This window comes from Microbacterium thalassium (genome assembly GCF_014208045.1).
Lineage (GTDB): Bacteria > Actinomycetota > Actinomycetes > Actinomycetales > Microbacteriaceae > Microbacterium > Microbacterium thalassium.
This window is the reverse complement of record NZ_JACHML010000001.1, coordinates 2,628,391-2,653,789: the sequence shown is the minus strand read 5'-3', so window position 1 is coordinate 2,653,789 and position 25,399 is coordinate 2,628,391. Positions and strand designations below refer to the sequence as shown.

Sequence of the window (25,399 nt, the reverse complement as noted above, 5' to 3'; positions counted from 1 at the left end):
GGACGGTCCGACCGCCGGCCTCGGGTACGCCACTTCCTTTCCCATACGTTCCGCGATCGACCTGTGGCGGTCGCAGAGAGACACGATCATGCAGATCCTCGACTCCGTCGACGCAGCATCGCTGCGTTCGGACATCCCCGCTTTCGCTCCCGGTGACACCGTCAAGGTGCACGTCAACATCACCGAGGGCAACCGCTCGCGCATCCAGGTCTTCCAGGGCGTCGTCATCGGCCGCTCGGGCGACGGCGTGCGCGAGACCTTCACGGTCCGCAAGATCAGCTTCCAGGTGGGCGTCGAGCGCACCTTCCCGGTGCACAGCCCGTCGATCGACCACATCGAGGTCGTGACCCGCGGCGACGTCCGCCGCGCCAAGCTCTACTACCTGCGCAACCTCCGTGGCAAGAAGGCCAAGATCAAGGAGAAGCGCGAGAGCTGATCTCGTCGCCGAAGAGCCCCGGTCCGCTCGGACCGGGGCTCTCGCATTTCCGGATGCGTGCGACGCCGCGGCGACCGACCCGGCGTGTGGCACCCTTGACAGGGGGTCGTGTTCGCGGCCGGCTCGCGGAAGGACGTGGATGACGAGCGAGAAGACCGCGGTGCATGCGGCACCGTCCGGCGAGGCGGCCGGACGGCGGGAGCTGCGGACGTCGCGGCGGCGAGGGTGGCTCGGCTTCCTGCGGGACGTCCTGGTCATCGTCGTCGTGGCCGTGCTGGTGTCGTTCCTCGTCAAGACGTTCGTCGTGCGCTCGTTCTACATCCCCTCGGGGTCGATGGAGGACACCCTGGAGATCCGCGACCGGATCCTCGTCGACGAGGTCACGCCGCGCTTCGGCTCCTACGACCGCGGTGACGTCGTGGTCTTCCGCGATCCGGGCGGGTGGCTGCCGGTAAGCACGGCGCCGGAGCGATCGCCGTTCGTGGAGGGCGTCGACTGGGCGCTCTCGCTGGTCGGCCTGTCGGCTCCCGACAGCGACGACCATCTGGTCAAGCGCGTGATCGGCCTTCCCGGCGACCACGTCGTGTGCTGCAACGCCCTGGGCCAGATCACCGTCAACGGCACGCCGATCGACGAGACGGACTACCTGAAGCTCCCGACGGCCGAGTCGGCCGCATCCGCGGACGAGTTCGACGTCGTCGTCCCCGAGGACAGCCTGTGGGTGCTCGGCGACAACCGGTACCGCTCCAAGGACTCCCGCTACAACACCGATCAGCCGGGCAAGGGCTTCGTCCCGATCGAGAACGTCGTCGGGCGCGTCTTCCTGATCACCTGGCCGTTCGACCGGTTCGGCCTCGTGGACTTCCACCACGAGGACTTCTCGAGCGTTCCGGACCCGGCCGATGCGCCGGACCCCGAAGCGGCGTCGTGAGCGTCGTCGAGCCCAAGCTGACGCTCGAGAGGCGTCTGCTCTCCGACAACGCCATCCTGATCGCGTGCGACGAGGTCGGGCGCGGAGCCCTCGCCGGCCCGGTCGCCGTCGGCGCCGTGGCGGTCGACGCGCCGCGGGCGCGCAAGCGCGTGCCCCGAGGTCTGCGGGACTCCAAGCTGGTGCCCGAGGCGCGCCGCGAGGACGTCGCGGCTCGGGCGACCGAGTGGGTCGCCGCGAGCGCCGTGGGGTGGGCGGGCTCCGACGAGATCGACGCCGTCGGCATCATGCGCGCCCTCGGCATCGCGTGTCTGCGCGCGATCGAGCAGCTGCGCGATCAGGGCATCGTGCCCGAGGACGGCATCGTGCTGCTCGACGGCAACTACGACTACATCACCCCGGCCGGGGCCGCCGGGCTCGAGGTGCGCCCGGTGATCAAGGCCGATCGCGACTGCGCGAGCGCCGCCGCGGCATCCGTCCTGGCGAAGGTCGCCCGTGACCGCGTGATGGTCGAGCTCGACCAGGAGCTGCCGGTGTACGGCTGGGCGCGCAACAAGGGGTACGCCAGCCCCGACCATCGCGCCGCGATCCGCGAGCACGGGCTCAGCCGGCATCATCGGTCGTCGTGGGCGATCGCCGACGCACCGACGCTGTTCTGACGCGGCTCTAGGATGGAGTCACCATGGATGACGACGTCTTCGAAGACTACGATCGCGAACTCGAGCTGGCTCTGTACAAGGAGTACCGCGACGTCGTCTCGCAGTTCCAGTACGTGATCGAGACCGAGCGCCGCTTCTACCTCGCGAACGAGGTGAATGTCGTGCGTCGCGACACCGAGAACGACTTCTACTTCGAGATCTCGATGAACGATGTCTGGGTGTGGGACATCTACCGCGCCGACCGCTTCGTGAAGTCGGTGCGCGTGCTGACGTTCAAGGACGTCAACGTCGAAGAGCTCCAGCGACGGGACTTCGAGCTGCCCGACGAGCTCTCGCTCGACAGCTGACGCGCGCAGACCCCGCGCCCTCTCCTCCCCACCCTCTGTCGTCTCGGCGTCCGTCCACCATCGGTCCTGACGGCGGATGCACGGGCCTCGCGCCCGTGAGTATTCCGTCATGGCTGACAAGGACGACCTCGGGCGTGCGGGCGAGGAGCGCGCCGCACGGCATCTGACCGAGCAGGGCTACGCGATCCTCGATCGCAACTGGAGGTGCCCGGGCGGTGAGATCGACCTCGTCGCCGCGTCGGGGGCCGACCTGGTGATCGTCGAGGTCAAGACGCGCAGCGGCGAGGCGTTCGGACACCCGTTCGCGGCCGTCGGGGCGGCGAAGCAGCGTCGCCTGTGGCGTCTCGCAGCGGCGTGGGCGGCCGCGCACCCCGAGCACGCGCGGGGGCGGATGCTGCGGCTCGACGTGATCGGGATCGTGGGACGCGACCCGGCGGCGGCACCGGTGGAGCACCTCATCGGAATCGAGGCGCTGTGACCGTCGCGCGAACGTGGGCGGTGGCGCTGTCGGGGCTCGAGGCGGGGATGGTGGCCGTCGAAGCGGACCTGTCGAATCAGACGCCCGGATTCAGCATCATCGGGCTGGGGGATCGAGCGCTCGGCGAGGCGGCGCAGCGCGTGCACAACGCGTGCGCCAACAGCGGGCTCCCGCTTCCGCGGCGACGGGTGACGGTCAATCTCTCACCGGCGAGCCTTCCCAAGCACGGTTCGAGCTTCGACGTGGGGATCGCCATCGCCGCACTCGCCACCGAGACGCCCATGGACTCCGCTCGCGTCGCGGCGACGCTGCACGTGGGGGAGCTCGCGCTCGACGGCCGGCTGCGGCCGGTGGCCGGCGTGCTGCCCGCCGTCAATGCGGCCGCGCGGGCCGGCATCCGCCGCGTCGTGGTGCCGCACGGCAACCGCGACGAGGCCGCGCTGGTCGACGGTGTGGACGTCCTCGGGGCGACGACACTCGCCGAGGTCGCCGCGTGGCACGGGGTCGACGTCGGCGTGCCCGAGTGCGATCCGCTTCCCGTTCAGGCGAGCGCGGGGGCGCCGCCGGCCCGGCCGGAGCTCGCCGACGTGATCGGGCAGCGCGAGGCGGTGGAAGCCCTCGTGGTCGCCGCCGCCGGCGGACACAACATGCTCATGTGCGGGCCACCGGGTGCCGGGAAGACGATGCTCGCGCGGCGGCTTCCCGGGATCCTGCCCGAACTCGACGATGCCGCCGCGCTGGCGGTCGCGTGCGTCCGGTCGCTGTCCGGCCACGCGGTCACCGAGATCTCACGCACCCCTCCCTTCGAGGCGCCGCACCACAGCGCGAGCACGGCCGCGCTGGTCGGCGGAGGATCGCGGGTGATCCGCCCGGGCGCGATCGCGCGAGCCTCCGACGGCGTGCTGTTCCTCGACGAGGCCGGCGAATTCACCGCGCACGCGCTCGACGCGCTGCGCCAGCCGCTCGAGACCGGTGAGATGCGGATCGACCGCGCGGGGTCGACCGCGGTGTTCCCGGCGCGCGTGCAGCTCGTGCTCGCGACCAACCCGTGTCCGTGCGGCAGCCACGGCATCCGCGGCGGCGAGTGCGTGTGCCCGCCTGCCGCCGTCCGCCGCTACCTCGGCCGTCTGTCGGGTCCGCTGCGCGACCGCATGGACGTCGAGCTGACGCTCGCGCGCGTCACGACGGTCGATGCCCCCGGCGGCCCGCCGCCCGTGAGCACGGCCGCCGCGCGGGCGCGCGTCCTGGCGGCGCGACGGCGTGCCGCGGAGCGTCTGGCGGGCACGCCGTTCCGCCGGAACGCGGACGTCACGGGGGCGTGGCTGCGCAACGGTCCGTGTGCGCCCGCGCCCGTCGTGCGGCGTCCTCTCGATGCGGCGCTCCAGCGCGGCGCCCTGACCTTGCGCGGCTACGACAGGGTGCTGCGCGTGGCGTGGTCGGTGGCCGACCTCGACGGGGCGTCGCAGCTCGGTCCGCACCACATCGGGCGCGCTCTGTACCTCAAGAAGGGGATCGCGGCGTGAGCGTGCCCGGACTGTCGCCGCGCGAGGCCCGCGAGGCGCTGCGCGGGCTGCGGGTGCGGGCCGCCGACGAGCGGGCGGCGGTCGCCGCCTATGCGTCGGCCGTCTGGTCGGTGCTCGCCGAGCCGGGTGATGGAGTCGCCGGTCGGCTCGTCGGCGCCGTCGGACCGGAGTCGGCTCTGCAGGTGCTGCTCGCCGGTGACAGGAGCGCGCCGGGTGCCGTGGCGATCGACGACGGTGAGTTCGCTCGCGCACGGGGGCGGTGGACGCCGCGGCTGTCGGCGGATGCCGTGCAGGGCTCGCTCCGTGCGGCGGCGCAGGCCGGGGTGGCGCTGATCACGCCCGCCGACCCGCTGTGGCCCCGTCGCCTCGACGACCTGGGCGAGCACGCGCCGATCTGCCTCTGGGTCCGCGGCGACCCGCGCGCGCTCGGCGTCGAGCCGGCGGTCGCGCTCGTGGGCGCACGCGCGGCCACGGGGTACGGCGAGCACGTCGCGATGGAACTGGCCGCCGGCCTGGCGGGCGGGGGCGTCGCGATCGTGTCGGGCGGCGCCTACGGCATCGACGGCGCAGCGCACCGGGCCGCGCTGAGCGCCGGCGGGACGACGCTCGCACTGTCGGCCGGAGGAGTGGACCGCCCGTATCCCGCCGGGCACGCGGCGCTGTTCGACCGGATGACGGTGCGAGGCGCCGTGGCCGCCGAGGTCCCGTGCGGCGCGGCGCCGACGAAATGGAGGTTCCTGCAGCGCAACAGGATCATCGCGGCTCTGGCCGGCGCGACGGTCGTGGTCGAGGCGGGGTGGCGCAGCGGATCGCTCAACACGGCGGGTCACGCCGCCGCCCTGGGCAGGCCGCTCGGCGCCGTGCCGGGACCGGTCACGAGCGCGGCCTCGGCCGGCACTCATCGGCTGCTGCGGGAGTACGCCGCGGAGTGCATTACGAGCGCGGACGACGTGCGGGAGCTGATGGGGTGGAGCGCGGCCGCCGACCCCGCGGCGCCCGCGGCGCTCGCGGCCGACCGTCCGCCGGAGATGACCCGCGTCCTCGATGCGCTCGCGGCGCGCACGCCTCGTTCGATCGACCAGGTGGCCGCTCGCAGCGGAATGTCGCCCGGCGAGGTCGAGGCGGAGCTCGGCGTCCTCGAACTCGAGGGAGCCGCGGTGCGCGAGGTCCACGGATGGCGCACCGCCGGGCGAGGGGATGGGTGACGCGGCTCGACGCCGGCCCGGGCGGGCGGCGCTCTGGACGGACACGCCGTTCCGGGGCTACGCTGGCGCTCAATTCCGCACCCGAGCGGAAGCATCGAACCGGCCGGAGCGGCGGATCGACGCATTCAGCCGAGAGCACCGCTCCGCGCGGAGGTGTTCGTCATGTCCGAATCGAGCTCCCCCCCCGACAAGCGCGGCGTGTCGCGCCGCACCGTCACCTCGGCGATGGCGTGGGCGGTGCCCGCGATCGCCGTCGCCGCCCCGGTCGCCGCGGTCGCGGCATCCGGTCCGCCCCCCTCTGTGCTCGTGGGCGTCGCCTGCAAGCTCCCCGGCTCGAGCCTGAGCAGGTGCCCTCCCGAGATCGCCCAGGGCATCTTCGCCGGCGACTTCGAGAAGGCGTTCGCGCTGCCGCTCCAGGTGACGAACACCACCAACAAGCCCATCGTGCTCAAGCCGAGCATCACGGTGACCAACGTGCGGGACGGCAACGGGAACCCCACGATCCCGTTCAATGTGCAGGGGATCTACCCGGACTACTGCACGCCCATCGACCCGGGCGAGTCCGTGGACGTCCTCATCTTCGCGAACTCCGACAACAGCGCGAACGACGACGTGTACGCCGACGTCACCGTCCCGTGGGGGCACACGTGTGCAGACACCGACCATGCGCCGATCTACATCCCGGACCTGTACGCGCCGTCGTTCCCGCCATGCTCGACCAACACCCCGTTCCCTGAGGGAGCGCCCACGTGCACGCCGCCGTTCTACCAGAATTGACGGCGGCCGCCTCGCGATGGCACGAGGCCGTGTGCGGTGAAGCGCGGAGCGTCGATCCGAGTGCGCCCTCCCCGAGCGGCATGCTGAGGGCATGCGCCTCTCGACCGCTGCCGAGGACTACGCCGCCCACCTGACCCAGGTGCGGCGGCTGTCGCCGGCGACGGTGCGCGCGTACCGGTCGGATCTGGCGGATCTCGCACGGGTGACGGGAGATCCGGACGTGGACCGGGTCGCGCTCGAGGACCTGCGCGAATGGCTCTGGGTCGCCACGCAGCGCGGAGACGCGCGCTCCACGCTCGCACGTCGCACCGCATCCGCCCGCGGGTTCTTCGCCTGGGCGACGGACACCGCGCGCATCGACGCCGACCCGAGCCTGCGCCTCGTCGCGCCGAAGCGGAGCCGGTCTCTGCCGAAGGTCGCTCCCGCCGACCAGGTCGCACAGCTGCTCGACGCCCTGGCCGAGCGGGCCCAGGACGGCGATCCGACCGCGCTGCGCGATCACGCCGCGCTCGAGCTGCTCTACGCCGCCGGCATCCGCGTCAGCGAACTCTGCGGACTCGACGTGGACGATCTCGACCGGTCGCGTCGCACCGTCCGCGTGATGGGCAAGGGATCCAAGGAGCGCGTGGTCCCCTTCGGCGCGCCCGCGCTCGCGGCGATCGACGCCTACCTCGTGCGCGGACGGCCGGCGCTCCTGGAGCGGGCGGAGAACCGCGGCGCGGCCCGCGCGCTGTTCCTGGGGGCGCGCGGCGGCCGGCTCGGCCCGCGCGCGGTGTACGACGTGGTCTCGCGCGTGCTCGGTCCGATCGTCGGGGGAGCGGCCGGCCCGCACGCGCTGCGTCACTCCGCGGCCACCCATCTGCTGGACGGCGGGGCCGACCTGCGCTCCGTGCAGGAGCTGCTGGGCCATGCCAGCCTGGGCACGACCCAGATCTACACGCACGTCTCCAGCGAGCGGCTCGCGGCGGCCTACCGGCTCGCCCACCCGCGGGCGTGACGCGGCGTCAGCAGCAGGGGAGCAGCACCGCCCGCGGCACACCGCCCAGCAGCGCCATCGGGTTCAGGTAGTCGCCGTGCAGGCGCACCCCGATGTGGAGCGTTCCGGGCTCGGCGTGGCCGCCTGTCGCGAGGGAGCCGAGGACCTCGCCGCGGCGGACGACCGCGCCGGGCCGGAGGTCGCACGCAACCGGCTCGAGGGTCGTGACCAGGCCCGCGCCGTGGTCGATCGTGACGACGGGGCGATCGGCCACGAGCCCCGAGAACGCGACGACGCCGTCGGCCGGGGAGAGGACCCGCTGGATGCCGACGGGCCGCACATCGACGCCGCGGTGACCGCTGCCGTAGGGGTGCGCGGGCGCCGAGTACGCGCGCTCGAGGCGGAACGCGCCGACCGGCCAGGTCCACCCGCCCGCGATCGCCTCGGACACGACGTCACCGGGCAGCGCGGGCGTGGCCGGATGGGCGGCGGCAGCGGGGACGAGGAGGCCGAGCAGCAGCGCGAGCACCAGGGCGGCGACGGAGCGCCGGACCGCGTGCGCCGGAGTGCGTGAGTCGTTCATGCGGCGATCCTCGAGCCCGCCGCGCGTGCTCGCGCCCGGCGGGGAGCATCGGTGGATCGTCTGCGCGCACCCGGCTACGGGGGAGGAGGCGCCGACTGGTACACTGGAGGTCGCATCCCGCTCGTCGGGATGACTACGCGTGCCCAGAGCGCGAGCGCCGTCCGCGAGGATCGCGCCGCGCGGCATCCACTCCCACCGGTCCCCGAGACATCTCGGGGCGGGCGTGTGCCGGGCACCAGGCACGTCGCACACAGGTGCGATACGAACACAACCGCAAGCAGGCGCGCACGCGCCAGAACAGGAGAACGGCCATGGCCGTCGTCACCATCCGCCAGCTGCTCGACAGCGGCGTTCACTTCGGACACCAGACCCGCCGGTGGAACCCGAAGGTCAAGCGCTTCATCCTCACGGAGCGCAGCGGCATCCACATCATCGACCTGCAGCAGTCGCTGTCGTACATCGACAAGGCGTACGAGTACGTCAAGGAGACGGTCGCCCACGGCGGCACCGTCCTCTTCGTCGGCACGAAGAAGCAGGCTCAGGAGATCATCGCCGAGCAGGCCACGCGTGTCGGCCAGCCCTACGTCAACGAGCGCTGGCTCGGCGGCCTCCTCACCAACTTCGCCACGGTGAGCAAGCGCCTCGCCCGCATGAAGGAGCTCGAGGAGCTCGACTACGACGACCCGGCGTCGAGCGGCCTCACCAAGAAGGAGCTTCTGATCAAGAAGCGCGAGCTCGACAAGCTGCACAAGTCGCTCGGCGGCATCCGCAACATGTCGAAGACGCCGTCGGCCATCTGGGTCGTCGACGCCAAGCGCGAGCACCTCGCCATCGACGAGGCCAAGAAGCTCGGCATCCCGGTCATCGGCATCCTCGACACCAACGCCGACCCGGACGAGTTCCAGTACCCGATCCCCGGCAACGACGACGCGATCCGCTCGGTCTCGCTGCTGACCCGCATCATCGCCGACGCCGCGGCCGAGGGCCTCATCCAGCGTCACCAGCCCGCCGACGAGGCCGAGGCCGCCGAGCCGCTCGCCGAGTGGGAGCGCGAGCTCCTCGAGCAGGCCGCTCCGGAGCAGTCGTCGGCCGAGACCGCGAAGGTCGCCGACGAGGCCGGGGCGAGGGCCGAGGCGGACGAGATCGTCGCCGAGGAGCAGGCCGCCGAGGGTCAGGCCGCGACCGAGTCGGCCGACGACGCCGCCGGCGCCGAGGCCGCCTCGAAGTAGCCGACGGTCCCGAACCGCTTCCGTCGCGGCGGGGCGCGCGCACCGGCGCGCCCCCGCCGGGACATTCACGACAACGCAGAACAAAAAGGAGCCGCCACCCATGGCAAACTTCACGATCGCGGACATCAAGGCGCTGCGCGAGCAGCTCGGCACGGGCATGGTCGACACCAAGAAGGCGCTCGAGGAGGCTGACGGCGACGTCGAGAAGGCCGTCGAGATCCTCCGCCTGAAGGGTGCGAAGGGCAACGCCAAGCGCGCCGACCGCTCGACCAGCGAGGGCCTCGTCGCCGCTCGCGAGGGCGAGGGTCAGGTCACCCTGGTCGAGCTCGCCTGCGAGACCGACTTCGTCGCGAAGAACGACCGTTTCATCGCACTGGCCGACAAGGTCGCCGACGCCGCCGCCGCCGCATCGGCCGACTCGGTCGAGGCGGCCCTCGCCGCCGACGCCGACGGCAAGACCGTCGAGCAGCTCATCCAGGACGAGGCCGCCATCATCGGCGAGAAGGTCGAGCTCCGTCGCGTGCGCACCCTGTCGGGCGACAGCTTCGAGGTGTACCTGCACAAGACCAGCAAGGACCTGCCCCCGCAGGTCGGCGTCGTGCTCGCCTACTCGGGTGAGGACGCCGAGACGGCCCGCAGCATCGCGCAGCACATCTCGTTCGCCAACCCGTCGTACCTGAACCGCGACGAGGTCCCCGAGGCCGATGTCGAGAAGGAGCGCGAGATCGTCACCGAGATCTCGCGTGCCGAGGGCAAGCCCGAGGCTGCTCTGCCGAAGATCGTCGAGGGCCGCGTCAACGCGTTCTTCAAGCAGGTCTCGCTGCTCGACCAGGACTACGCGAAGGACAACAAGCAGTCCGTCGCCAAGATCGCGAAGGACGCCGGGCTCACGCTCACCGGCTTCGCTCGCTTCAAGGTCGGCGCGTAACACGCTCGAAAGGCCCGCATCGTCGAGATGCGGGCCTTTCTCATGCCCTTTTGGATACATTCGTCACGACGAGAGGAATACCGTGAGCAGTGAATCGACCGGGCGCCGTCGCGTCCTTCTGAAGCTTTCGGGTGAGGCGTTCGGCGGGGGCCGGCTCGGCGTCAACCCCGACGTGGTGAGTCAGATCGCGCGCGAGATCGCCGCCGCGGTGGACGAGGTCGAGGTCTCGGTGGTGGTCGGCGGAGGCAACTTCTTCCGCGGCGCCGAGCTCAGCCAGCGCGGGATGGACCGCGGGCGCGCCGACTACATGGGCATGCTCGGCACGGTGATGAACGCGCTCGCGCTGCAGGACTTCCTCGAGCAGGCCGGCGCAGCCACGCGTGTGCAGTCGGCGATCGAGATGACGCAGGTCGCCGAGCCGTACATCCCGCGTCGCGCCGAGCGCCACATGGAGAAGGGACGTGTCGTGATCTTCGGCGCCGGTGCGGGGCTGCCGTACTTCTCCACCGACACCGTCGCCGCCCAGCGCGCCCTCGAGATCGGCGCCGACGAGGTCCTCGTGGCCAAGAACGGCGTCGACGGCGTCTACACCGCCGACCCGAAGAAGGACGCCTCGGCCACGCGCATCGACCGGCTTACGTACAACGACGCCCTCCAGCGCGGACTGAAGGTCGTCGACTCGACGGCGTTCAGCCTGTGCATGGACAACCGCATGGACATGCGCGTGTTCGGCATGGAGCCGGCGGGGAACATCACCAAGGCACTCCTCGGCGACGCCATCGGCACGCTGGTCACGGCGTGACGCGGCGCGGCTGAGTAGACTGAACAGGCCCATCAACGCGAAGGAGACACAGTGATCGCGGACGTCTTGGCCGAAGCCGGAACGCGCATGGACCGCGCCGTGGAAGGCGCGAAGGATGACTTCGCGACGGTGCGCACCGGACGGGCGAACCCGCAGCTGTTCCAGAAGGTGCTCGTCGACTACTACGGCTCGCCCACGCCGCTCGACCAGCTCGCGTCGCTGAACGCGCCCGAGGCGCGCTCGCTCATCGTCACGCCCTACGACAAGTCGGCGCTCAAGGCCATCGAGCAGGCGATCCGCGACATGCCGAACCTGGGCGCGAATCCCACGAACGACGGCAGCATCGTCCGCATCACGATGCCCGAGCTCACCGAGGAGCGCCGCAAGGAGTTCGTCAAGCTGGTCCGCAGCAAGGGCGAGGACGCCAAGGTCCACATCCGCGGCCTGCGGCGCAAGTCCAAGGACGAGCTGGACGCGCTCAAGGGCGAGGTCGGCGAGGACGAGCTGGTCCGAGCCGAGAAGGAGCTCGACGCTCTCACGCGTGCGCACGTCGACGCCATCGACGAGGCGCTCAAGCGCAAAGAAGCAGAACTGCTCGAGGTCTGAGGCCCTGGTGATGTCCGACGCGTCCGGGGCAGCGCCCGACGATCGGGCCGCCGAACCGCAGACCGCGCCCCCGGCGGGCGCGGACGGCCATGCCGGGCCGGAAGAGTCCGGTGCGGCGTTCCCGGCGCAGGTGCGCTCGGCCCGCGCGGAGTTCGAGCACCATGTTGCGCAGGCGCGCGCGGAGTTCGAAGAGGCGAACGAGCGCATCAAGGAGCGCACGGGCCGCGACCTGATCGTGGCGGTGCTGATCGGCCTCGGGATCGGCGCGGTCGTGCTCGGCACGCTGCTGTTCGTGAAGGACCTGTTCGCGCTGTTCGCGCTGGCGGCCGTGCTGCTGGGCGTGTTCGAGTTCTCTCGCGCGCTGGTCGGGGCCGGACACCGGGTCGACCTGGTGCCGCAGCTCCTCGCCACCGCGGGGCTGGTCACGGGAGCCTACTTCCTCGACATCCGGATGCTGTGGGTGGCGCTCTTCGTCGCCATCGCGTTCGTGCTCGTCTGGCGCATGTTCGCCCAGATGATGGCGAAGGACGCCCGCACCTACGGCGACGTGCTCGGAGACGTCGTGATCGCCGGTTTCATTCAGCTGTACGTGGCGTTCATGGGCGCCACCTGCGTCGTCCTGCTCGAGCAGGACGGCGGGCAGTGGTGGGTGCTCTCGTTCATCGTCATCGCGGTGGCCGCCGACACCGGCGCCTACATCACCGGCATCACCCTCGGCCGCCACAAGATGGCGCCCCGGATCAGCCCGAACAAGACGTGGGAGGGCTTCGCTGGGGCGGGGGCGGCGGCCATGATCGCCGGCGTGCTGCTGGCGACCCTCCTCCTCGGACTCCCCTGGTGGGCGGGTGTGGTCTTCGGCCTCGTCGTGCTGGGCACGGCGACGATCGGCGACCTGGGAGAATCGATGATCAAGCGCGATCTCGGAATCAAGGACATGAGCTCGTGGCTCCCGGGCCACGGCGGCGTCCTCGACCGGCTCGATTCGATCCTTCCGTCGGCGACGGCCGCGCTCGCCCTGTACATCCTCCTCTCACCCCTCCAGGCAGCATGACGACCTCTGACACCGCGGCGGCGGCCGCCACCTTCCCCCAGACCTCGGGGCGCACCAAGGGCTACGAGAAGCAGGCGGTGGACGACTTCCTCCAGCGCGCCCGCCGCGCGTTCGAAGGCTCCGACGATGCGATCACGGCCGCGGACGTGCGCGGTGCCGCCTTCCCGCTCGTGCGCCGAGGGTACGACGTGGCCTCGGTGGACCACGCCCTGGGACGCATCGAGGACGCCTTCGCCGCGCGGGAGCGCGAGCAGGCCGTCTCACACGTGGGCACCCGCGAGTGGGTGGGGCGCACGAAGGAGTCCGCCCAGGAGATCCTGAACCGCCTGACGCGCCCGGCCGGGCACCGGTTCGACCGCGTCGGAGCCCTCCACTACGGCTACCGCATCGACGAGGTGGACCTCGTGGCCGAGAAGATCGCGCGCTATCTCGAGCGCGGCGACGCGGTCACCGTCGAGCAGGTCCGGTCGGTCGCGTTCCGCATGCAGCGCGGCGGCTACCGCGAGCTTCAGGTCGACGCGGTGCTCGACGCCGTCGTCGAGGTGATGCTCGCCATCCGCTGAGCAGCGGCCCGGCGCCCGCTGAGCGAGACCGGCGAAATGGAACCGGCGCACGCGAATCGGTACACTCGGGGGACTGTGACCACTGGCGACGTGACCCACCCCACGCGACGCGACGCGCGAGCGCAGCGGGCCGCAGCGGAGGCATCGCAGCTCGCCCCCGCTTCGGCTCCTTCGGCTGCGCCGATCGCGGTGCGGCCGGCGCGCGTCGCCGCGGCGCCCGCGCCGGAGCGCTGGTCGCGGCGCCGCGGGGTCCTGGCGGTGTTCGCGGTCTTCGCGGTCCTCGGATTCGCCGTGGCCTACGTGGGGCCGATCGGAGCCGCGCTTCCGCCGGCGAACGCCGACATCACGGTTCCGGTGACCCTGTACGCGAGCGCCGTCGGCGATGTGCAGACACGTCCCGTGGACGCCGATGCCGAGGCGGCCGAGACACCTGATCTCGACCGGGGCGGCTACTCGGTGTACGTGACGCCCAAGCCGGAGCCCGTCGAGGCGGAGACGGCGTCCGCGTCGTCGGATGTCTGGAGCCCGCCGTTCGTGACGCCCGACCCGGGAACCGCTCAGGCGATCGCCTACGACATGGTCAAGGCGCGCGGCTGGGGCGACGACGAGTTCGCGTGCCTCGTCGCGCTGTGGAACCGCGAGTCGGGCTGGCGCGTGAACGCCTACAACCCGTACAGCGGCGCCTACGGCATCCCGCAGTCGCTGCCGGGTTCGAAGATGGCCACCGCCGGCGCCGACTGGGAGACCAACCCCGCCACGCAGATCACGTGGGGCCTCGGCTACATCGGCGGACGGTACGGCAGCCCGTGCGGCGCGTGGGGCCATTCCGAGGCCTACGGCTGGTATTGAGGCCATGCCCCGATCCAACCGCCGTCGCCCGGATGCGGCGGGCGACGATTCGTTCGATCGCCTGCTCGCGGGGTTCAAGCGCACCGAGTCGCGGCGGGGCGCGGAGTGGACCGTGCAGCCGGTGGGCGCCGGTCGTTCGCAGAAGGAGTACAGCTGTCCCGGGTGCGGGCGGCTGATCGGCGTCGGGGTCGCGCACGTGGTCGTGTGGCGAGCGGACGGCGTTCTCGGAGACAGCGCCGACCTCGCGGCGCGCAGACATTGGCATACCCAGTGCTGGAGGATCGGCTGACATGGAGATTCGCGGACCGATGATGCTGCCCGCACAGCGGGAGGACATCACGCTCGAGACGATCGACGGCGTCGAACTCGTGGGCGAACTGGCCGTGCCGCTGGACCGCGAGCCGGTCGCGACGCTGGTCACCCTGCATCCGCTGCCCACGGCGGGCGGCTTCATGGACTCCCACATCATCCGCAAGGCGGCTGCTCGGCTGCCGGCTCTCGCGGACCTCGCGGTGCTGCGGTTCAACACGCGGGGGACGACGTCGCCGCGCGGCACGAGCGGCGGCGAGTTCGACGGCGGCCGGGCGGAGGCGTTCGACGTGGCGGCCGCGGTCGACTTCGCGCGCGAGCGCGGTCTGCCGCACCTGTGGATCGTCGGCTGGTCCTTCGGGACCGAGCTGGCGCTGAAGTACGGCCGCGATCACGCCGTCGACGGGACCATCCTGCTCTCGCCGCCGCTGCACCGCACCTCGCCGGAGGAGCTGGCGGCGTGGGCCGGCGATCCCCGCCCCATGGTGGTGCTCGTCCCCGAGCACGACGACTTCCTGCGGCCGGACGCCGCCGTCGAGCGCTTCGCCGGGGTGCCGCACGCGAACCTCATCGCGGTGGACGGCGCCAAGCACCTGTGGGTCGGCGAGACGCAGACGCGTCGCGTCCTGACCGAGATCGTGGCGGCGGTCAATCCCGACGCGCTCCCGCTGCCGACCGAGTGGCACGGCAAGGTCGTCGAAGGGGTCTGAGTCACCGTTCGTTCTGCCGGGGGATGACCACCTGGCGGTAGAGGATGAGGATGCTCGCCGCGACGGGGATGGCGATGAGCGCTCCGAGCAGGCCGAGCAGCGAGCCGCCCGCGAGGGCGGCGATCACCACGACGGCCCCCGGCACCGACACGGCGCGGCTCATGATGCGCGGCGAGATCACGTACGCCTCGATCTGCATGTACACGAGGTAGTAGATCGCCGCGATGAGCGCCGTCGTCGGCGTGCTCAGACCGGGGATCAGACAGGTCAGCACGATGATCGTCGACCCGGTGAGGGTGCCCACCAGCGGGATGAGCGAGAAGAAGAACGCGATCACCGCCAGCACCGCGGGGAACGGCGCTCCGATGATCGACAGGAAGATGGCGCTCAGCACGCCGTTGATGACGCCCAGGCTCAGCTGCCCGATGACGTAGAAGCCCACCGAGTCGGTGATCTGCTCGCCGAGGTCGATGAAGCGCGCGCGCTTGGACGCCGGCACGAGCTGGTACACGGCCCGCTTCAGGCTCGGGGTCGACGCGGTGAAGTAGATCGTCAGGATGAGCACGATGAAGGCGCCCGCGAGTCCGGCCAGGATGCTCCCCGCGAAGGCGATGAGCCCCCCGCCCACCTGGCTGCCGACGGCGCTGAGGTCGAGCGAGTCGACCCACTCCTGGATGTAGAGGAAAACCTGATCGACCTCGAGCAGGGGGAAGGTCGTCGTCATCCATTCGCGCAGTTCGGTCACCGGGTCCCAGGTGCCCCGCTCGATGAGCGACTGCACCGTCGTGACGAGCTGCGTGATCTGGCCCACGATGATCGGGACCACCATGAGGACGATGCCCGCGAACATCGCCAGGACCGCCAGCACCGTCACGAGCACGGCCGCCCATCGGGGGAGTCTCCGGCGCTCGAGCCACGCGACGATCGGGTCGAGGCCGAGCGAGAGGAACAGCGCCGTGCCGACGTACAGCAGGATGGTGGAGAGCGTCTGGACGCTGCCGATCAGGAGCAGCCCGAGTCCGACGCCGAGGGTCGCGACGAATGCCACTCGGAACGGATTGTGGAACTTCATCCGGCCGTCACGCCCTCTCCCGGCGAAACTGCGCCGACTCGTGATCAGAATACGCACGCGGCGCGCCGAAACGCGGCTGCGCCGTGCTCCCACGGCGCTTTCAGGTCTATTTCGCTACGCTGATCAGTCGAGTCCAGGCACGTCCGGCATGGACGCGTCCGTGAGAGGTGTTCTGAGTGCGATTCGTATGGGCCGTGGCGGCCTTCGTCCTCGCGGCGGTGATGATCGGCGCTGGCATCGCCCAGCGAACGGTCTTCCAGGGACCCGATTCGGAGACGGCGGCCGTCCCCGCGCACGAGTCCACGCCGTACGTGATGATCGACGGCGCCGTGCTGAACCGCCTGCCGGGCGCGCAGACGCTTCGCGCGCAGGCGGACGGCGACATCTTCGCCGCCTACGGGCGCACCGCGGACATGACCGCGTGGCTCTCCGACGCGACGTACACCTCGGTCACGCTCGCAGACGACGGTGAGATCGTCGCGGAGACGGTCGTTCCCGAGCCCGAAGCGGTCGCCGAGGACGACGCGGAGGCCGAGGAGGACACGGACGCCGCGAACCCCGGCCGCAATCCCGCCGGATCCGATCTGTGGCTCGACGAGTTCACCCAGACGGATCTCATGATCGCGCCGCTGCAGCTGCCCTCGGAGATGAGCGTGATCGTCGCGACCGACGGCACCGAGCCCGCGCCCAGCACGATCACGCTGTCGTGGCCGATCCCCAACGCGACGCCCTGGGCGGGACCGCTCATCGTCGGGGGAGCCGTTCTGATGGCGATCGGCGTGCTGCTGTACATCCTCGGGTTCCGGCACGCCCGCCGCGCACGCGGACCGCGTCGCAAGGGTCTGCCGCTTCCTCCCACCGAGCCGATCGACGTCGCCGTCGAGGGCGAGGAGAAGGGCGTCATCAGCGCGTCCGGCCCGACCCGTCGCTCGCTCGGCAGCAGCCGCCGCACGCTCGTGGCGATCCCCGCCCTCGCGGTGTCGGCTCTGCTGTTCGCCGGCTGCGACGCGGATGCCTGGCCGGAGCTGGCCGCGACTCCGACGCCGAGCCCGAGCGCGACGGTCATCGTGCCCGAGGGGCAGCAGTCGCCGGCGGTCACGAAGGCCCAGGCCGAGCGCATCCTCTCGCGCATCGCCGAGACGGTCGCCCAGGCCGACGAGGACCTCTCGGTGAAGACGGCCTCCACACGGCTCAGCGGCGCGATGCTCGAAACGCGCACGACCAACTACACGCTGCGCGACGCGATCTCGGACTACAAGACCCCCGCGGCGATCCTCGCGAAGCCGCTGTCGATCGTCCTCCCGCAGGCCTACGACGGCTGGCCGCGGTCGGTGCTCGCGGTCGTCGACGACGTCGAGACCAAGACCTCCAGCATCATGGTGATCACGCAGGAGGACCCGTGGTCGGAGTACGAGCTCAGCTACCAGGCGAGCCTCGAGGCCGACACGCCGATGCCCGACCTCGCGCCCTCGTACATCGGGGCCACACAGGTCGCGCCCGATTCGCCGTTCCTCATCATGCAGCCCGATCAGGTCGCCGCGGCGTACGCCGACATCATCAACAACGGCGATGACAGCGAGTACGCCGGCCTGTTCGACGCCGAGACCGACCAGTTCCGGCTCAAGATCGAGAGCGACCGGGAGCGCCGGCTGAAGGAGTTCAACGAGACCGCGTCGAAGACCGGCAGCCTGACCTTCTCGTCGAAGGCGGGGTCGGAGGAGCCGTTCGCGATCGCGACCCTCGAGAGCGGCGCCATCGTCGCCGTCACGGTCGAGGAGTCCGACAAGGTCAAGCCGACCAACAGCGACGCGGTCATCAAGCTCGAGAACAACCCGACGGTCGAGACCCTCGCCGGTGTCGAGCAGTCGGCCTCGGGCTTCACGACCACGTTCCTCGACCAGCTGTTCTTCTACGTGCCCGGACAGGGATCGAGCGAGAAGATCCAGCTCCTGGGATACGCTTCGGACATTCTCAACGCGAAGGTGATCAAGTGACCGATGCCTCTCTGGGCGCCGCCGTGCGCGGCGCCGTCGACCTGTCGTCCCTGCGGAACAAGCCCGCTCCGAACGCCGCCGCGCCGACCGCCGGCGCAGGCTCGTTCGTGATGGACGTCACCGATGCCACGTTCGGCCAGGCGATGGAGCTGTCGCGCACCGTCCCGGTCGTGGTGGACCTGTGGGCCGAGTGGTGCGGGCCGTGCAAGCAGCTGAGCCCCGTGCTCGAGAAGGTCGTCACGGAGCACGCCGGGCGCCTGGTGCTCGCGAAGGTCGACGTCGATGCGAACCCGCAGATCTCGCAGGCGTTCCGCGCGCAGTCGATCCCGATGGTCGTCGCCCTCGTCGCCGGTCAGCCGGTTCCCCTGTTCAACGGGGCGGTGCCCGAGCAGCAGGTGCGCGAGGTGTTCGCCCAGCTCCTGCAGCTCGCCGCTCAGCACGGCGTGACGGGGTCGGTGGGCGAGCCCGCTGAGGAGGGCGCCGAGCCCGCCGAGCCGCCGCTCCCGCCGCTCCACGCCGAAGCGCACGACGCGATCGAGGCCGGCGACTACGCCCGCGCCATCGCGGCGTACGAGAAGGCGATCGCCGAGAACCCCCGCGACGCCGATGCGCGCGCGGGACTCGGCCAGGTGCGCCTGCTGGACCGCGTGCAGGGCGTCGACCTCGAGGCCGCGCGCGCCGCTGCCGCCGCAGACGCGCGCGATGTCGCCGCGCAGCTCGTGGTGGCCGACCTGGATGTGGCCGGAGGCCACGTCGCCGACGGCTTCGACCGGCTGCTCGAACTCTTCCAGGAGCTGCCCGGCGACGAGCGCGCCGCCGTGCGCGAGCGCCTGCTCGAGCTGTTCGGGGTCATCGGCGACGGCGACCCGCGCGTCGTGCGCGCCCGCTCCCGCCTGGCGTCGATGCTGTTCTGAGGTCCGTCGACATGCACGACGAGGGGGCCGCGGCGCACGCCGCGGCCCCCTCGTCATCCGTCACCCCTGCGTGGGTGAGGGGATGTGCGCGTGGGGTGCGTGCTTGAGCCACAGCACCCCCAGCGGCGGGAGGATCATCCGGGCCCGGTGGTCGTCGCCGGCGGTCACCATGCCGAGGTTGCCGACGCCCGAGCCTCCGAACTCCTGCGCGTCGGAGTTGAGGATCTCCTGCCACACACCCTTCTCGGGCATGTCGAGCTCGTAGTCGTACACGGGGTTGCCGGCGAAGTTGCACACCATCACGATCGTGTTGCCGTGCCAGTCGCGCCGCGCGATGGCCTGGACGTTCGGGTTCCAGGTCGGCGCCCCCAGCCTCGTGAAGGCCGATCCGTCGGAGTCGCGCGACCACAGGGCGGACTCGTCGCGGTACACGCGGTTGAGGTTGCCGACGAAGCTCTGCAGCTGCCGGTGGGCGGGCTGGTCGAGGATCCACCAGTCCAGCTCCCTGCCCTCGGACCATTCGGCGTACTGGCCGAACTCCTGGCCCATGAACAGCAGCTGCTTGCCCGGGTGCCCCCACATGTACGCCAGGAAGGCGCGCATGTTGGCCAGCTGCTGCCAGTGGTCGCCGGGCATCCGCCCGATGAGGCTGCCCTTGCCGTGCACGACCTCGTCGTGGCTGATCGGCAGGATGAAGTTCTCGCTGAACGCGTAGACGTACGAGAACGACAGTTCGCCCTCGTGATGCCCGCGGTAGAGCGGGTCGCGCGAGATGTACGTCAGCGAGTCGTTCATCCAGCCCATGTTCCACTTGAATCCGAACCCGAGTCCGGCGTGGTCGGTGGGCTTGGTCACGCCGGGGAAGCTCGTGGACTCCTCGGCGATCATCGCGATCCCCGGGTAGCGCTTGTACGCGGTCGCGGTGACCTCCTGCAGGAACGAGATGGCTTCGAGGTTCTCGCGGCCGCCGTGGATGTTGGGCGTCCACTCGCCCGGTTCGCGCGAGTAGTCGAGGTACAGCATCGATGCGACGGCGTCCACCCGCAGACCGTCGACGTGGAACTCCTCGAGCCAGTACAGCGCGTTGGCGACGAGGAAGTTGCGCACCTCGCGCCGGCCGTAGTCGAAGATGAGGGTTCCCCAGTCCTTGTGCTCACCGCGGTGCGGATCGCCGTGCTCGTAGAGCGTGTCGCCGTCGAACCGCGCCAGCGCGAAGTCGTCCTTGGGGAAGTGGCCCGGGACCCAGTCCATGATCACGCCGACGCCCGCCTGGTGGAGCCGGTCGATCAGGTACCGCAGGTCGTCCGGCCGGCCGAAGCGGCTCGTGGGCGCGAAGTACCCGGTGACCTGGTAGCCCCACGAACCGCCGAACGGGTGCTCGGCCAGCGGCAGGAACTCGACGTGGGTGAAGCCCAGCGAGGTGACGTAGTCGACGAGGGCGTCGGCGGCATCCCGGTACGACAGCCCCGCGCGCCACGAGCCGAGGTGCAGCTCGTACACCGACATCGGCTTGGACAGCGGCGTCGTGCGGCCCCTCGACGACATCCAGTCGCCGTCGGACCATTCGTACGACGACTCGGTGACGACGGATGCCGTCGCCGGCGGGACCTCGGCGAAGCGCGCCATCGGGTCGGCCTTGGTGACCCACGTGCCCCAGCGGGTGCGGAGCTCGAACTTGTAGGTGGAGCCGGACCCCAGACCGGGCACGAACAGCTCCCACACGCCGCTCGCGCCCATCGAGCGCATCGCGTGGCCCGTGCCGTCCCAGCCGTTGAAGTCGCCGACCACCCGGACGGCGCGCGCGTTCGGCGCCCACACGGCGAACCGGGCGCCGCGCGAGCCGTCGTGCTCGATCACGTGCGCCCCGAGGACGTTCCACAGCTGCTCGTGACGCCCTTCGGCGATCAGGTGCAGATCCAGGTCGCCGACGAGGGGTTCGTGCCGGTAGGGGTCGTCCGCCGTGTAGTCGGGGGCGTCGGCGTAGGTGGCGGTGATCTGGTATGGCCCGCGTCGGCCGTCGAGCGTGCCCTCCCAGATGCCCGACCGCACGTGCTCGAGCGGGACGCGGCGGCCGTCGTCGAAGACGGCGGTGACGGTTTCGGCGAGCGGGCGGCGCGTGCGGATCACCCACGTGCCGGGAGCGTCGCCGGCGTGGATGCCCAGCACCGCATGCGGATCGTGATGCGATCCTCCGGCGACCTCGTCGAGAAGTTCGGGGGAGAGGTGCATCATGACTCCTTCACGTGCAGGATGTGGACGGGCTCGCGGAACGCGTCGAGCATCACGAAGTTGTGATCCGTCCACGTCCAGGTCTCACCCGTGATGAGGTCTTCGACGTCGAAGGCGTCGCCGGGGGTCACGCCCCACACGCGCGTGTCGAGGTGCACGAGCGTCTGACGGACCGAGTGCGGGTCGACGTTGACGACGACGATGACGGTGTCGGACTTTCCGGTCGGCGACAGCGCGGCATCGAGGTGCTTGACGTACACGAGGATCGCGTCGTCGTCGCTCCAGTGGATGCTGAGGTTGCGCAGCTGGCGCAGCGCCGGATGCGCCGCGCGGATCTCGTTCAGCCGCGTGAGGAAGGGTGCGAGCGAGTCGCCGCGCTCCTCGGCGCCCGCCCAGTCGCGGACCTTGTACTCGTACTTCTCGTTGTCGATGTTCTCTTCGGAGCCGGGGCGGGCGACGTTCTCGTACAGCTCGTAGCCCGCGTACACGCCGTAGGTGGGCGCCGCCGTCGCGGCGATCGCCGCGCGGATGCGGTAGGCGGGGCGTCCGCCGAACTGCAGGTACTCGGTGAGGATGTCGGGGGTGTTGACGAACAGGTTCGGCCGCAGGAAGTCGTCCGTCTCGTGCGCGAGGCCGCTCAGGAACTCCTCGAGCTCCGCCTTGCTGTTGCGCCACGTGAAGTACGTGTAGCTCTGCTGGAACCCGGCGGCCGCCAGGCTCTGCAGCGGCGCCGGCCGCGTGAACGCTTCGGCGAGGAAGACCACGTCGGGGAAGTCCGTGCTGACCTTCGCGATGAGCCACTCCCAGAACTGGAGGGGCTTGGTGTGCGGGTTGTCGACGCGGAAGATGCGCACGCCCTGGGCGATCCAGTGGCGCACGACCCGCAGCACCTCGGCGCGGATGCCCTCGGGGTCGTTGTCGAAGTTGACGGGGTAGATGTCCTGGTACTTCTTGGGAGGGTTCTCGGCGTACGCGATCGAGCCGTCCGGGAGGGTCGTGAACCACTCCGGGTGCTCCTGGACCCACGGGTGGTCGGGCGCCGCCTGCAGCGCGAGGTCGAGGGCGACCTCGATGCCCTCGGCGCGAGCGGCGCGCACGAAGGCGCGGAAGTCGGCCAGCCGCCCGAGATCGGGGTGGACGGCGTCGTGCCCGCCCGCCTCGGATCCGATCGCCCACGGCGAGCCCGGGTCGCCCGGCTCGGTGCGGAGGGTGTTGTTGCGGCCCTTGCGGTTGATGTGCCCGATGGGGTGGATGGGCGGCAGATACAGCACCTGGAAGCCCATCTTCGCGACGGCCGGGAGCCGCCGCGCCGCCGTGCGGAACGTGCCCGACCTGACGGTGCCGTCCCGGCGTCGCTTGGCGCCCTCGGAGCGCGGGAAGAACTCGTACCACGCTCCGACGCCGGCGCGCTCGCGCTCCACCAGAAGCCGGCGCTCGTCGCCGAGGGTGGTCAGCGACATGAGCGGACGGTCGTGGAAGTACCCGGAGATGACGGCGTCGTCGACGATCTCGAGTGCGCCGTGGTCGGCGACGGATTCGCTGCGCAGCTGGGCGGCGGCCTCGCGGAGGCGGGCACGCTGCCCGACGGGGCGATTGCGCTCGCGAGCGGCCCGGTCGAACAGGCGCGCCCCCATCTCGCGCATGAGGGCGGTGTCGACGCCCGCCGCGATCTTGACGGACGCGGCGTGGTGCCACGTCGCGAAGTCGTCGGTGAATCCCTCGAACCGGAATCCCCACACTCCCTGCTCGAGGAGCGCCACGTGCGTCTGCCACGTGTCGAAGCCGTCCTCGAGGGCGGCCAGGCGGTGCAGCGACACGTCGCCCGACGGCGAGGTGAGGCGGACCTGCACCCCGATGCGATCGTGGCCCTCGCGGAACGACGTCACCGCGAACGGCACCACTTCGCCCTCGAACGCCGTGGGGGTGAAGTCCCCCCAGGGCACCGCCGGCCGCGGCTTGACCAGCGGCACACGGCGCGAGACGGTCGTCCGTTCGGACTGCCATTCGCGGGCTTCGCGGACGGGGATGGAGCTTGCGCTCCTCCAGGGGCGGGACTTCTGGCTACGGGACGAGCTGGCCACGACTCGAACCTATCGCGCCCGTCGCCCCGCCGACACCAGACCCGGCGGAGTGTGCAGACTCATTCGGCGCGGAACAGGTGCATCGACGTGCCCTCCAGCGACACGGTGTCGCCGGGGGCGTACGACGCGTGCTCGTCGGACGGGCGCTCGTCGGCGCTGGACCACTGCGAGACGAAGCGCGTGACGCCGTCGACGGCGGGGAGCGTGACCTCGATCGGGCTCTCGTTGCCGTGGACCATGAGCAGCACGCGGTTCGGGTGCTCGGCCTCGGGAGTGGACGTCGCGACGTACTGCAGTGTGCGGTGGGCGGGGTTGGTCCACCGCTCGCTGGACATCATCTCGCCGTGCCGGTCGTACCAGTCCATCACCGACGCCGACGGGGTGTGCTCGTCGAGCCGGGCGAACCGCACCGGCCGCAGCGCGGGGTTCTCGTGCCGGATCCCGATGAGGCGCTGCACGTGGGAGAGAAGATCGCGCTGCCACGGAGCGTGGTCCCAGGACAGCCAGGTCAGGGGCGAGTCGTGGCAGTACGCGTTGTTGTTCCCGCGCTGCGTGCGCCCGAACTCGTCGCCCGCCGTGATCATCGGGACCCCGGCCGACAGCAGGAGGGTGCCCATGAGGTTGCGCATGGCCTTGCGGCGCGTGGCGAGGATGCGCTCGTCGTCGGTGCGCCCCTCGGCGCCGTGGTTGAACGAGCGGTTCGTGTCGGCGCCGTCGCGGTTCTGCTCGCCGTTTCCGAGGTTGTGCTTGACGTCGTACGAGACCAGGTCGTTGAGCGTGAAGCCGTCGTGCGCCGTGACGAAGTTGACGCTCGCGACGGGGCCCCGCTCGGCGCTGAAGGTGTTCGACGATCCCGCGAGTCGCGTGGCGAGCCCGCCGATGCCGACCGGGGCGGTGGAGGCCCGCCGCGCGTAGTCGACGTCGCTGAGCCAGAAATTGCGGACCCGGTCGCGGTAGCGGTCGTTCCACTCGTGCCAGCCGTCGCCGAAGTTGCCGGTCTGCCATCCGCCCATGCCGACGTCCCACGGCTCCGCGATCTTCTTCACGCCCGCCAGCGCGGGGTCGTCGACGATCGCCCGCAGCAGCGGGTGCTCGGGCGAGAAGTGGTGGATCTCGTCGCGGCCGAGGGTGACGGCCAGGTCGAAGCGGAAGCCGTCGATCTGCACGTCGTTCGCCCAGTACCGCAGCGAGTCGAGCACGAGGCGCGAGGCGGCATCCGTCGCGGTGTTCACCGCGTTGCCGCACCCGGTGACGTCGATGTACGCGCCGTCGTCGTGCTGCCGGTAGTAGGCGTTGTTGTCGATGCCGCGCAGGCTCGAGCGGGGGCCGCCGATGCCCGCTTCGGAGGTGTGGTTGTAGACCACGTCGAGGATCACCTCGAGGCCGGCCTCGTGGAGCAGCCGCACCATGCCCTTGAACTCGCGCAGGACCGCCTCGGGTCCCTGCCGCCGGGCCTCGTCGGTGGCGTAGGGCGCGTGCGGCGTGAAGAAGTTGAGGGTGTTGTAGCCCCAGTAGTTCGACAGGCCGTGCTCGAGCAGGCGCGGCTCGGTGATGAACGCGTGCACGGGGAGCAGCTCGATCGCGGTGACGCCGAGTGAGAGGAAGTGGTCGATCATCGCGGGATGCGCCAGCCCCGCGTAGGTGCCGTGGAGGGCGGGCGGGATGAGCGGGTGCCGCTTGGACATGCCCTTGAGGTGGCCCTCGTAGATCACGGTGCGGTCCATGGGTGTTGCGGGCTTGGCGACTCCACCCCAGTCGAACGAGCCGTCCACGGCGACCGAGCGCCAGTCCCCGTAGCCGCCGCTGACCAGTCCGCGCGAGTACGGCTCGACCAGCAGCGTCCCGGAGTTGAACGTCGCGCCCGGACCGGGCGGCCCGTCGACCCGGATCGCGTACACGGTGCCGGGCTTCAGCCGCTTCGAGGTCGCGGCCCACACGCCGCCGCCGAGCGGCTCCATCGGCACCGTCGCGGTCGCCCAGTCGAGGTCGGCGGTGTCGAACATGACGAGCTCGACCGCGTTCGCCGATCCCGACCAGACACGCAGGGTTCCGCCCTCGGGGCCGAACCTGACGCCCAGATCGTCGAGGTCGGTGCTGAGCAGCCCCGGAGGAGTGATGACCGGGGACTGTTGACTCGACATGCGCTCTAG

At 71.0% G+C, this 25,399-nt stretch carries 25 protein-coding genes; 20 read left to right on the top strand and 5 right to left on the bottom strand.

Annotation, left to right across the window (positions count from 1 at the left end; translation table 11 throughout):
- The first annotated feature begins 88 nt into the window (after window positions 1-88).
- From rplS to HD594_RS12235, 9 genes are all read left to right on the top strand, one after another.
- Complete coding sequence (gene rplS, locus HD594_RS12275) at window positions 89-436, top strand: 50S ribosomal protein L19 (RefSeq protein ID WP_184751230.1); 348 nt, start codon at window positions 89-91, stop codon at window positions 434-436.
- 139 nt (window positions 437-575) lie between these two features.
- A complete protein-coding gene (gene lepB, locus HD594_RS12270; protein WP_184751229.1) occupies window positions 576-1,367 on the top strand; it encodes a signal peptidase I in 792 nt (263 codons plus the stop codon).
- A complete protein-coding gene (locus tag HD594_RS12265; protein WP_184751228.1) occupies window positions 1,364-2,023 on the top strand; it encodes a ribonuclease HII in 660 nt (219 codons plus the stop codon). Before lepB ends, HD594_RS12265 begins: the two co-directional genes overlap by 4 nt.
- Window positions 2,024-2,046: 23 nt before the next feature.
- Window positions 2,047-2,370: a DUF2469 family protein gene (locus HD594_RS12260; RefSeq protein WP_184751227.1), complete on the top strand. Its 324-nt coding sequence runs from the start codon at window positions 2,047-2,049 to the stop codon at window positions 2,368-2,370.
- 109 nt (window positions 2,371-2,479) lie between these two features.
- Complete coding sequence (locus tag HD594_RS12255) at window positions 2,480-2,848, top strand: YraN family protein (RefSeq protein ID WP_184751226.1); 369 nt, start codon at window positions 2,480-2,482, stop codon at window positions 2,846-2,848.
- A complete protein-coding gene (locus HD594_RS12250) occupies window positions 2,845-4,371 on the top strand; it encodes a YifB family Mg chelatase-like AAA ATPase (protein ID WP_184751225.1) in 1,527 nt (508 codons plus the stop codon). The genes HD594_RS12255 and HD594_RS12250 overlap by 4 nt, the downstream gene beginning before the upstream one ends.
- Window positions 4,368-5,576 (top strand): DNA-processing protein DprA, encoded by a 1,209-nt coding sequence (dprA, locus tag HD594_RS12245; RefSeq protein WP_184751224.1) that lies wholly within the window; start codon window positions 4,368-4,370, stop codon window positions 5,574-5,576. The genes HD594_RS12250 and dprA overlap by 4 nt, the downstream gene beginning before the upstream one ends.
- Window positions 5,577-5,738: 162 nt before the next feature.
- Window positions 5,739-6,353: a hypothetical protein gene (locus HD594_RS12240; RefSeq protein ID WP_184751223.1), complete on the top strand. Its 615-nt coding sequence runs from the start codon at window positions 5,739-5,741 to the stop codon at window positions 6,351-6,353.
- 91 nt (window positions 6,354-6,444) lie between these two features.
- On the top strand, window positions 6,445-7,350 hold the full coding sequence (locus tag HD594_RS12235) for a tyrosine recombinase XerC (RefSeq protein WP_184751222.1): 906 nt from the start codon (window positions 6,445-6,447) through the stop codon (window positions 7,348-7,350).
- 7 nt (window positions 7,351-7,357) lie between these two features.
- On the opposite strand, the gene HD594_RS12230 is transcribed toward HD594_RS12235, so the two are convergent.
- Window positions 7,358-7,912 (bottom strand): murein hydrolase activator EnvC family protein, encoded by a 555-nt coding sequence (locus HD594_RS12230; protein WP_184751221.1) that lies wholly within the window; start codon window positions 7,910-7,912, stop codon window positions 7,358-7,360.
- A 311-nt stretch (window positions 7,913-8,223) separates the two neighbouring features.
- Here HD594_RS12230 and rpsB point away from each other — a divergent pair, with 311 nt between their 5' ends.
- The 9 genes from rpsB to HD594_RS12185 all read left to right on the top strand — a co-directional run bounded on the left by rpsB (window position 8,224) and on the right by HD594_RS12185 (window position 14,959).
- Window positions 8,224-9,141, top strand: coding sequence for a 30S ribosomal protein S2 (gene rpsB, locus HD594_RS12225; protein WP_184751220.1), 918 nt, complete (start codon window positions 8,224-8,226; stop codon window positions 9,139-9,141).
- A 100-nt stretch (window positions 9,142-9,241) separates the two neighbouring features.
- On the top strand, window positions 9,242-10,069 hold the full coding sequence (gene tsf / locus HD594_RS12220; protein ID WP_184751219.1) for a translation elongation factor Ts: 828 nt from the start codon (window positions 9,242-9,244) through the stop codon (window positions 10,067-10,069).
- An 82-nt stretch (window positions 10,070-10,151) separates the two neighbouring features.
- A complete protein-coding gene (pyrH, locus tag HD594_RS12215) occupies window positions 10,152-10,871 on the top strand; it encodes a UMP kinase (RefSeq protein WP_184751218.1) in 720 nt (239 codons plus the stop codon).
- 51 nt (window positions 10,872-10,922) lie between these two features.
- On the top strand, window positions 10,923-11,477 hold the full coding sequence (frr, locus tag HD594_RS12210; protein ID WP_184751217.1) for a ribosome recycling factor: 555 nt from the start codon (window positions 10,923-10,925) through the stop codon (window positions 11,475-11,477).
- A 10-nt stretch (window positions 11,478-11,487) separates the two neighbouring features.
- On the top strand, window positions 11,488-12,528 hold the full coding sequence (locus tag HD594_RS12205; RefSeq protein ID WP_184751216.1) for a phosphatidate cytidylyltransferase: 1,041 nt from the start codon (window positions 11,488-11,490) through the stop codon (window positions 12,526-12,528).
- Window positions 12,525-13,091 (top strand): DivIVA domain-containing protein, encoded by a 567-nt coding sequence (locus HD594_RS12200; protein ID WP_184751215.1) that lies wholly within the window; start codon window positions 12,525-12,527, stop codon window positions 13,089-13,091. The genes HD594_RS12205 and HD594_RS12200 overlap by 4 nt, the downstream gene beginning before the upstream one ends.
- A 75-nt stretch (window positions 13,092-13,166) precedes the next feature.
- Window positions 13,167-13,940 carry an aggregation-promoting factor C-terminal-like domain-containing protein gene (locus HD594_RS12195; RefSeq protein ID WP_271171258.1) on the top strand — a complete coding sequence of 258 codons (774 nt, stop codon included), beginning with the start codon at window positions 13,167-13,169 and terminating at the stop codon, window positions 13,938-13,940.
- Between the two features lie 4 nt (window positions 13,941-13,944).
- Window positions 13,945-14,229 (top strand): hypothetical protein, encoded by a 285-nt coding sequence (locus tag HD594_RS12190; RefSeq protein WP_184751214.1) that lies wholly within the window; start codon window positions 13,945-13,947, stop codon window positions 14,227-14,229.
- Between the two features lies 1 nt (window position 14,230).
- Window positions 14,231-14,959, top strand: coding sequence for an alpha/beta hydrolase (locus HD594_RS12185; protein WP_184751213.1), 729 nt, complete (start codon window positions 14,231-14,233; stop codon window positions 14,957-14,959).
- A gap of 1 nt (window position 14,960) precedes the next feature.
- Here the strand turns inward: HD594_RS12185 and HD594_RS12180 are convergent, their stop codons facing one another.
- A complete protein-coding gene (locus HD594_RS12180) occupies window positions 14,961-16,031 on the bottom strand; it encodes an AI-2E family transporter (RefSeq protein ID WP_184751212.1) in 1,071 nt (356 codons plus the stop codon).
- 176 nt (window positions 16,032-16,207) lie between these two features.
- Between HD594_RS12180 and HD594_RS12175 the strand changes: the two genes are divergently transcribed.
- Both HD594_RS12175 and HD594_RS12170 read left to right on the top strand, forming a co-directional pair.
- A complete protein-coding gene (locus HD594_RS12175) occupies window positions 16,208-18,025 on the top strand; it encodes a DUF8094 domain-containing protein (RefSeq protein WP_184751211.1) in 1,818 nt (605 codons plus the stop codon).
- Window positions 18,022-18,939 (top strand): tetratricopeptide repeat protein, encoded by a 918-nt coding sequence (locus HD594_RS12170; RefSeq protein ID WP_184751210.1) that lies wholly within the window; start codon window positions 18,022-18,024, stop codon window positions 18,937-18,939. The genes HD594_RS12175 and HD594_RS12170 overlap by 4 nt, the downstream gene beginning before the upstream one ends.
- Window positions 18,940-18,999: 60 nt before the next feature.
- Here HD594_RS12170 and glgB read toward each other — a convergent pair whose 3' ends face one another.
- Genes glgB through glgX form a run of 3 tightly spaced genes read right to left on the bottom strand, consistent with a single transcriptional unit; the run spans window position 19,000 to window position 25,390 of the window.
- Entirely contained in the window at window positions 19,000-21,171 is a 2,172-nt protein-coding gene (glgB, locus tag HD594_RS12165; RefSeq protein WP_184751209.1) for a 1,4-alpha-glucan branching protein GlgB, read from the bottom strand.
- On the bottom strand, window positions 21,168-23,249 hold the full coding sequence (locus HD594_RS12160) for a maltotransferase domain-containing protein (RefSeq protein ID WP_184751208.1): 2,082 nt from the start codon (window positions 23,247-23,249) through the stop codon (window positions 21,168-21,170). The genes glgB and HD594_RS12160 overlap by 4 nt, the downstream gene beginning before the upstream one ends.
- A gap of 59 nt (window positions 23,250-23,308) precedes the next feature.
- The gene (glgX, locus tag HD594_RS12155; RefSeq protein ID WP_184751207.1) at window positions 23,309-25,390 is read right to left on the bottom strand and encodes a glycogen debranching protein GlgX; all 2,082 of its coding nucleotides are present in this window, start codon (window positions 25,388-25,390) and stop codon (window positions 23,309-23,311) included.
- Between the last annotated feature and the right edge of the window lie 9 nt (window positions 25,391-25,399).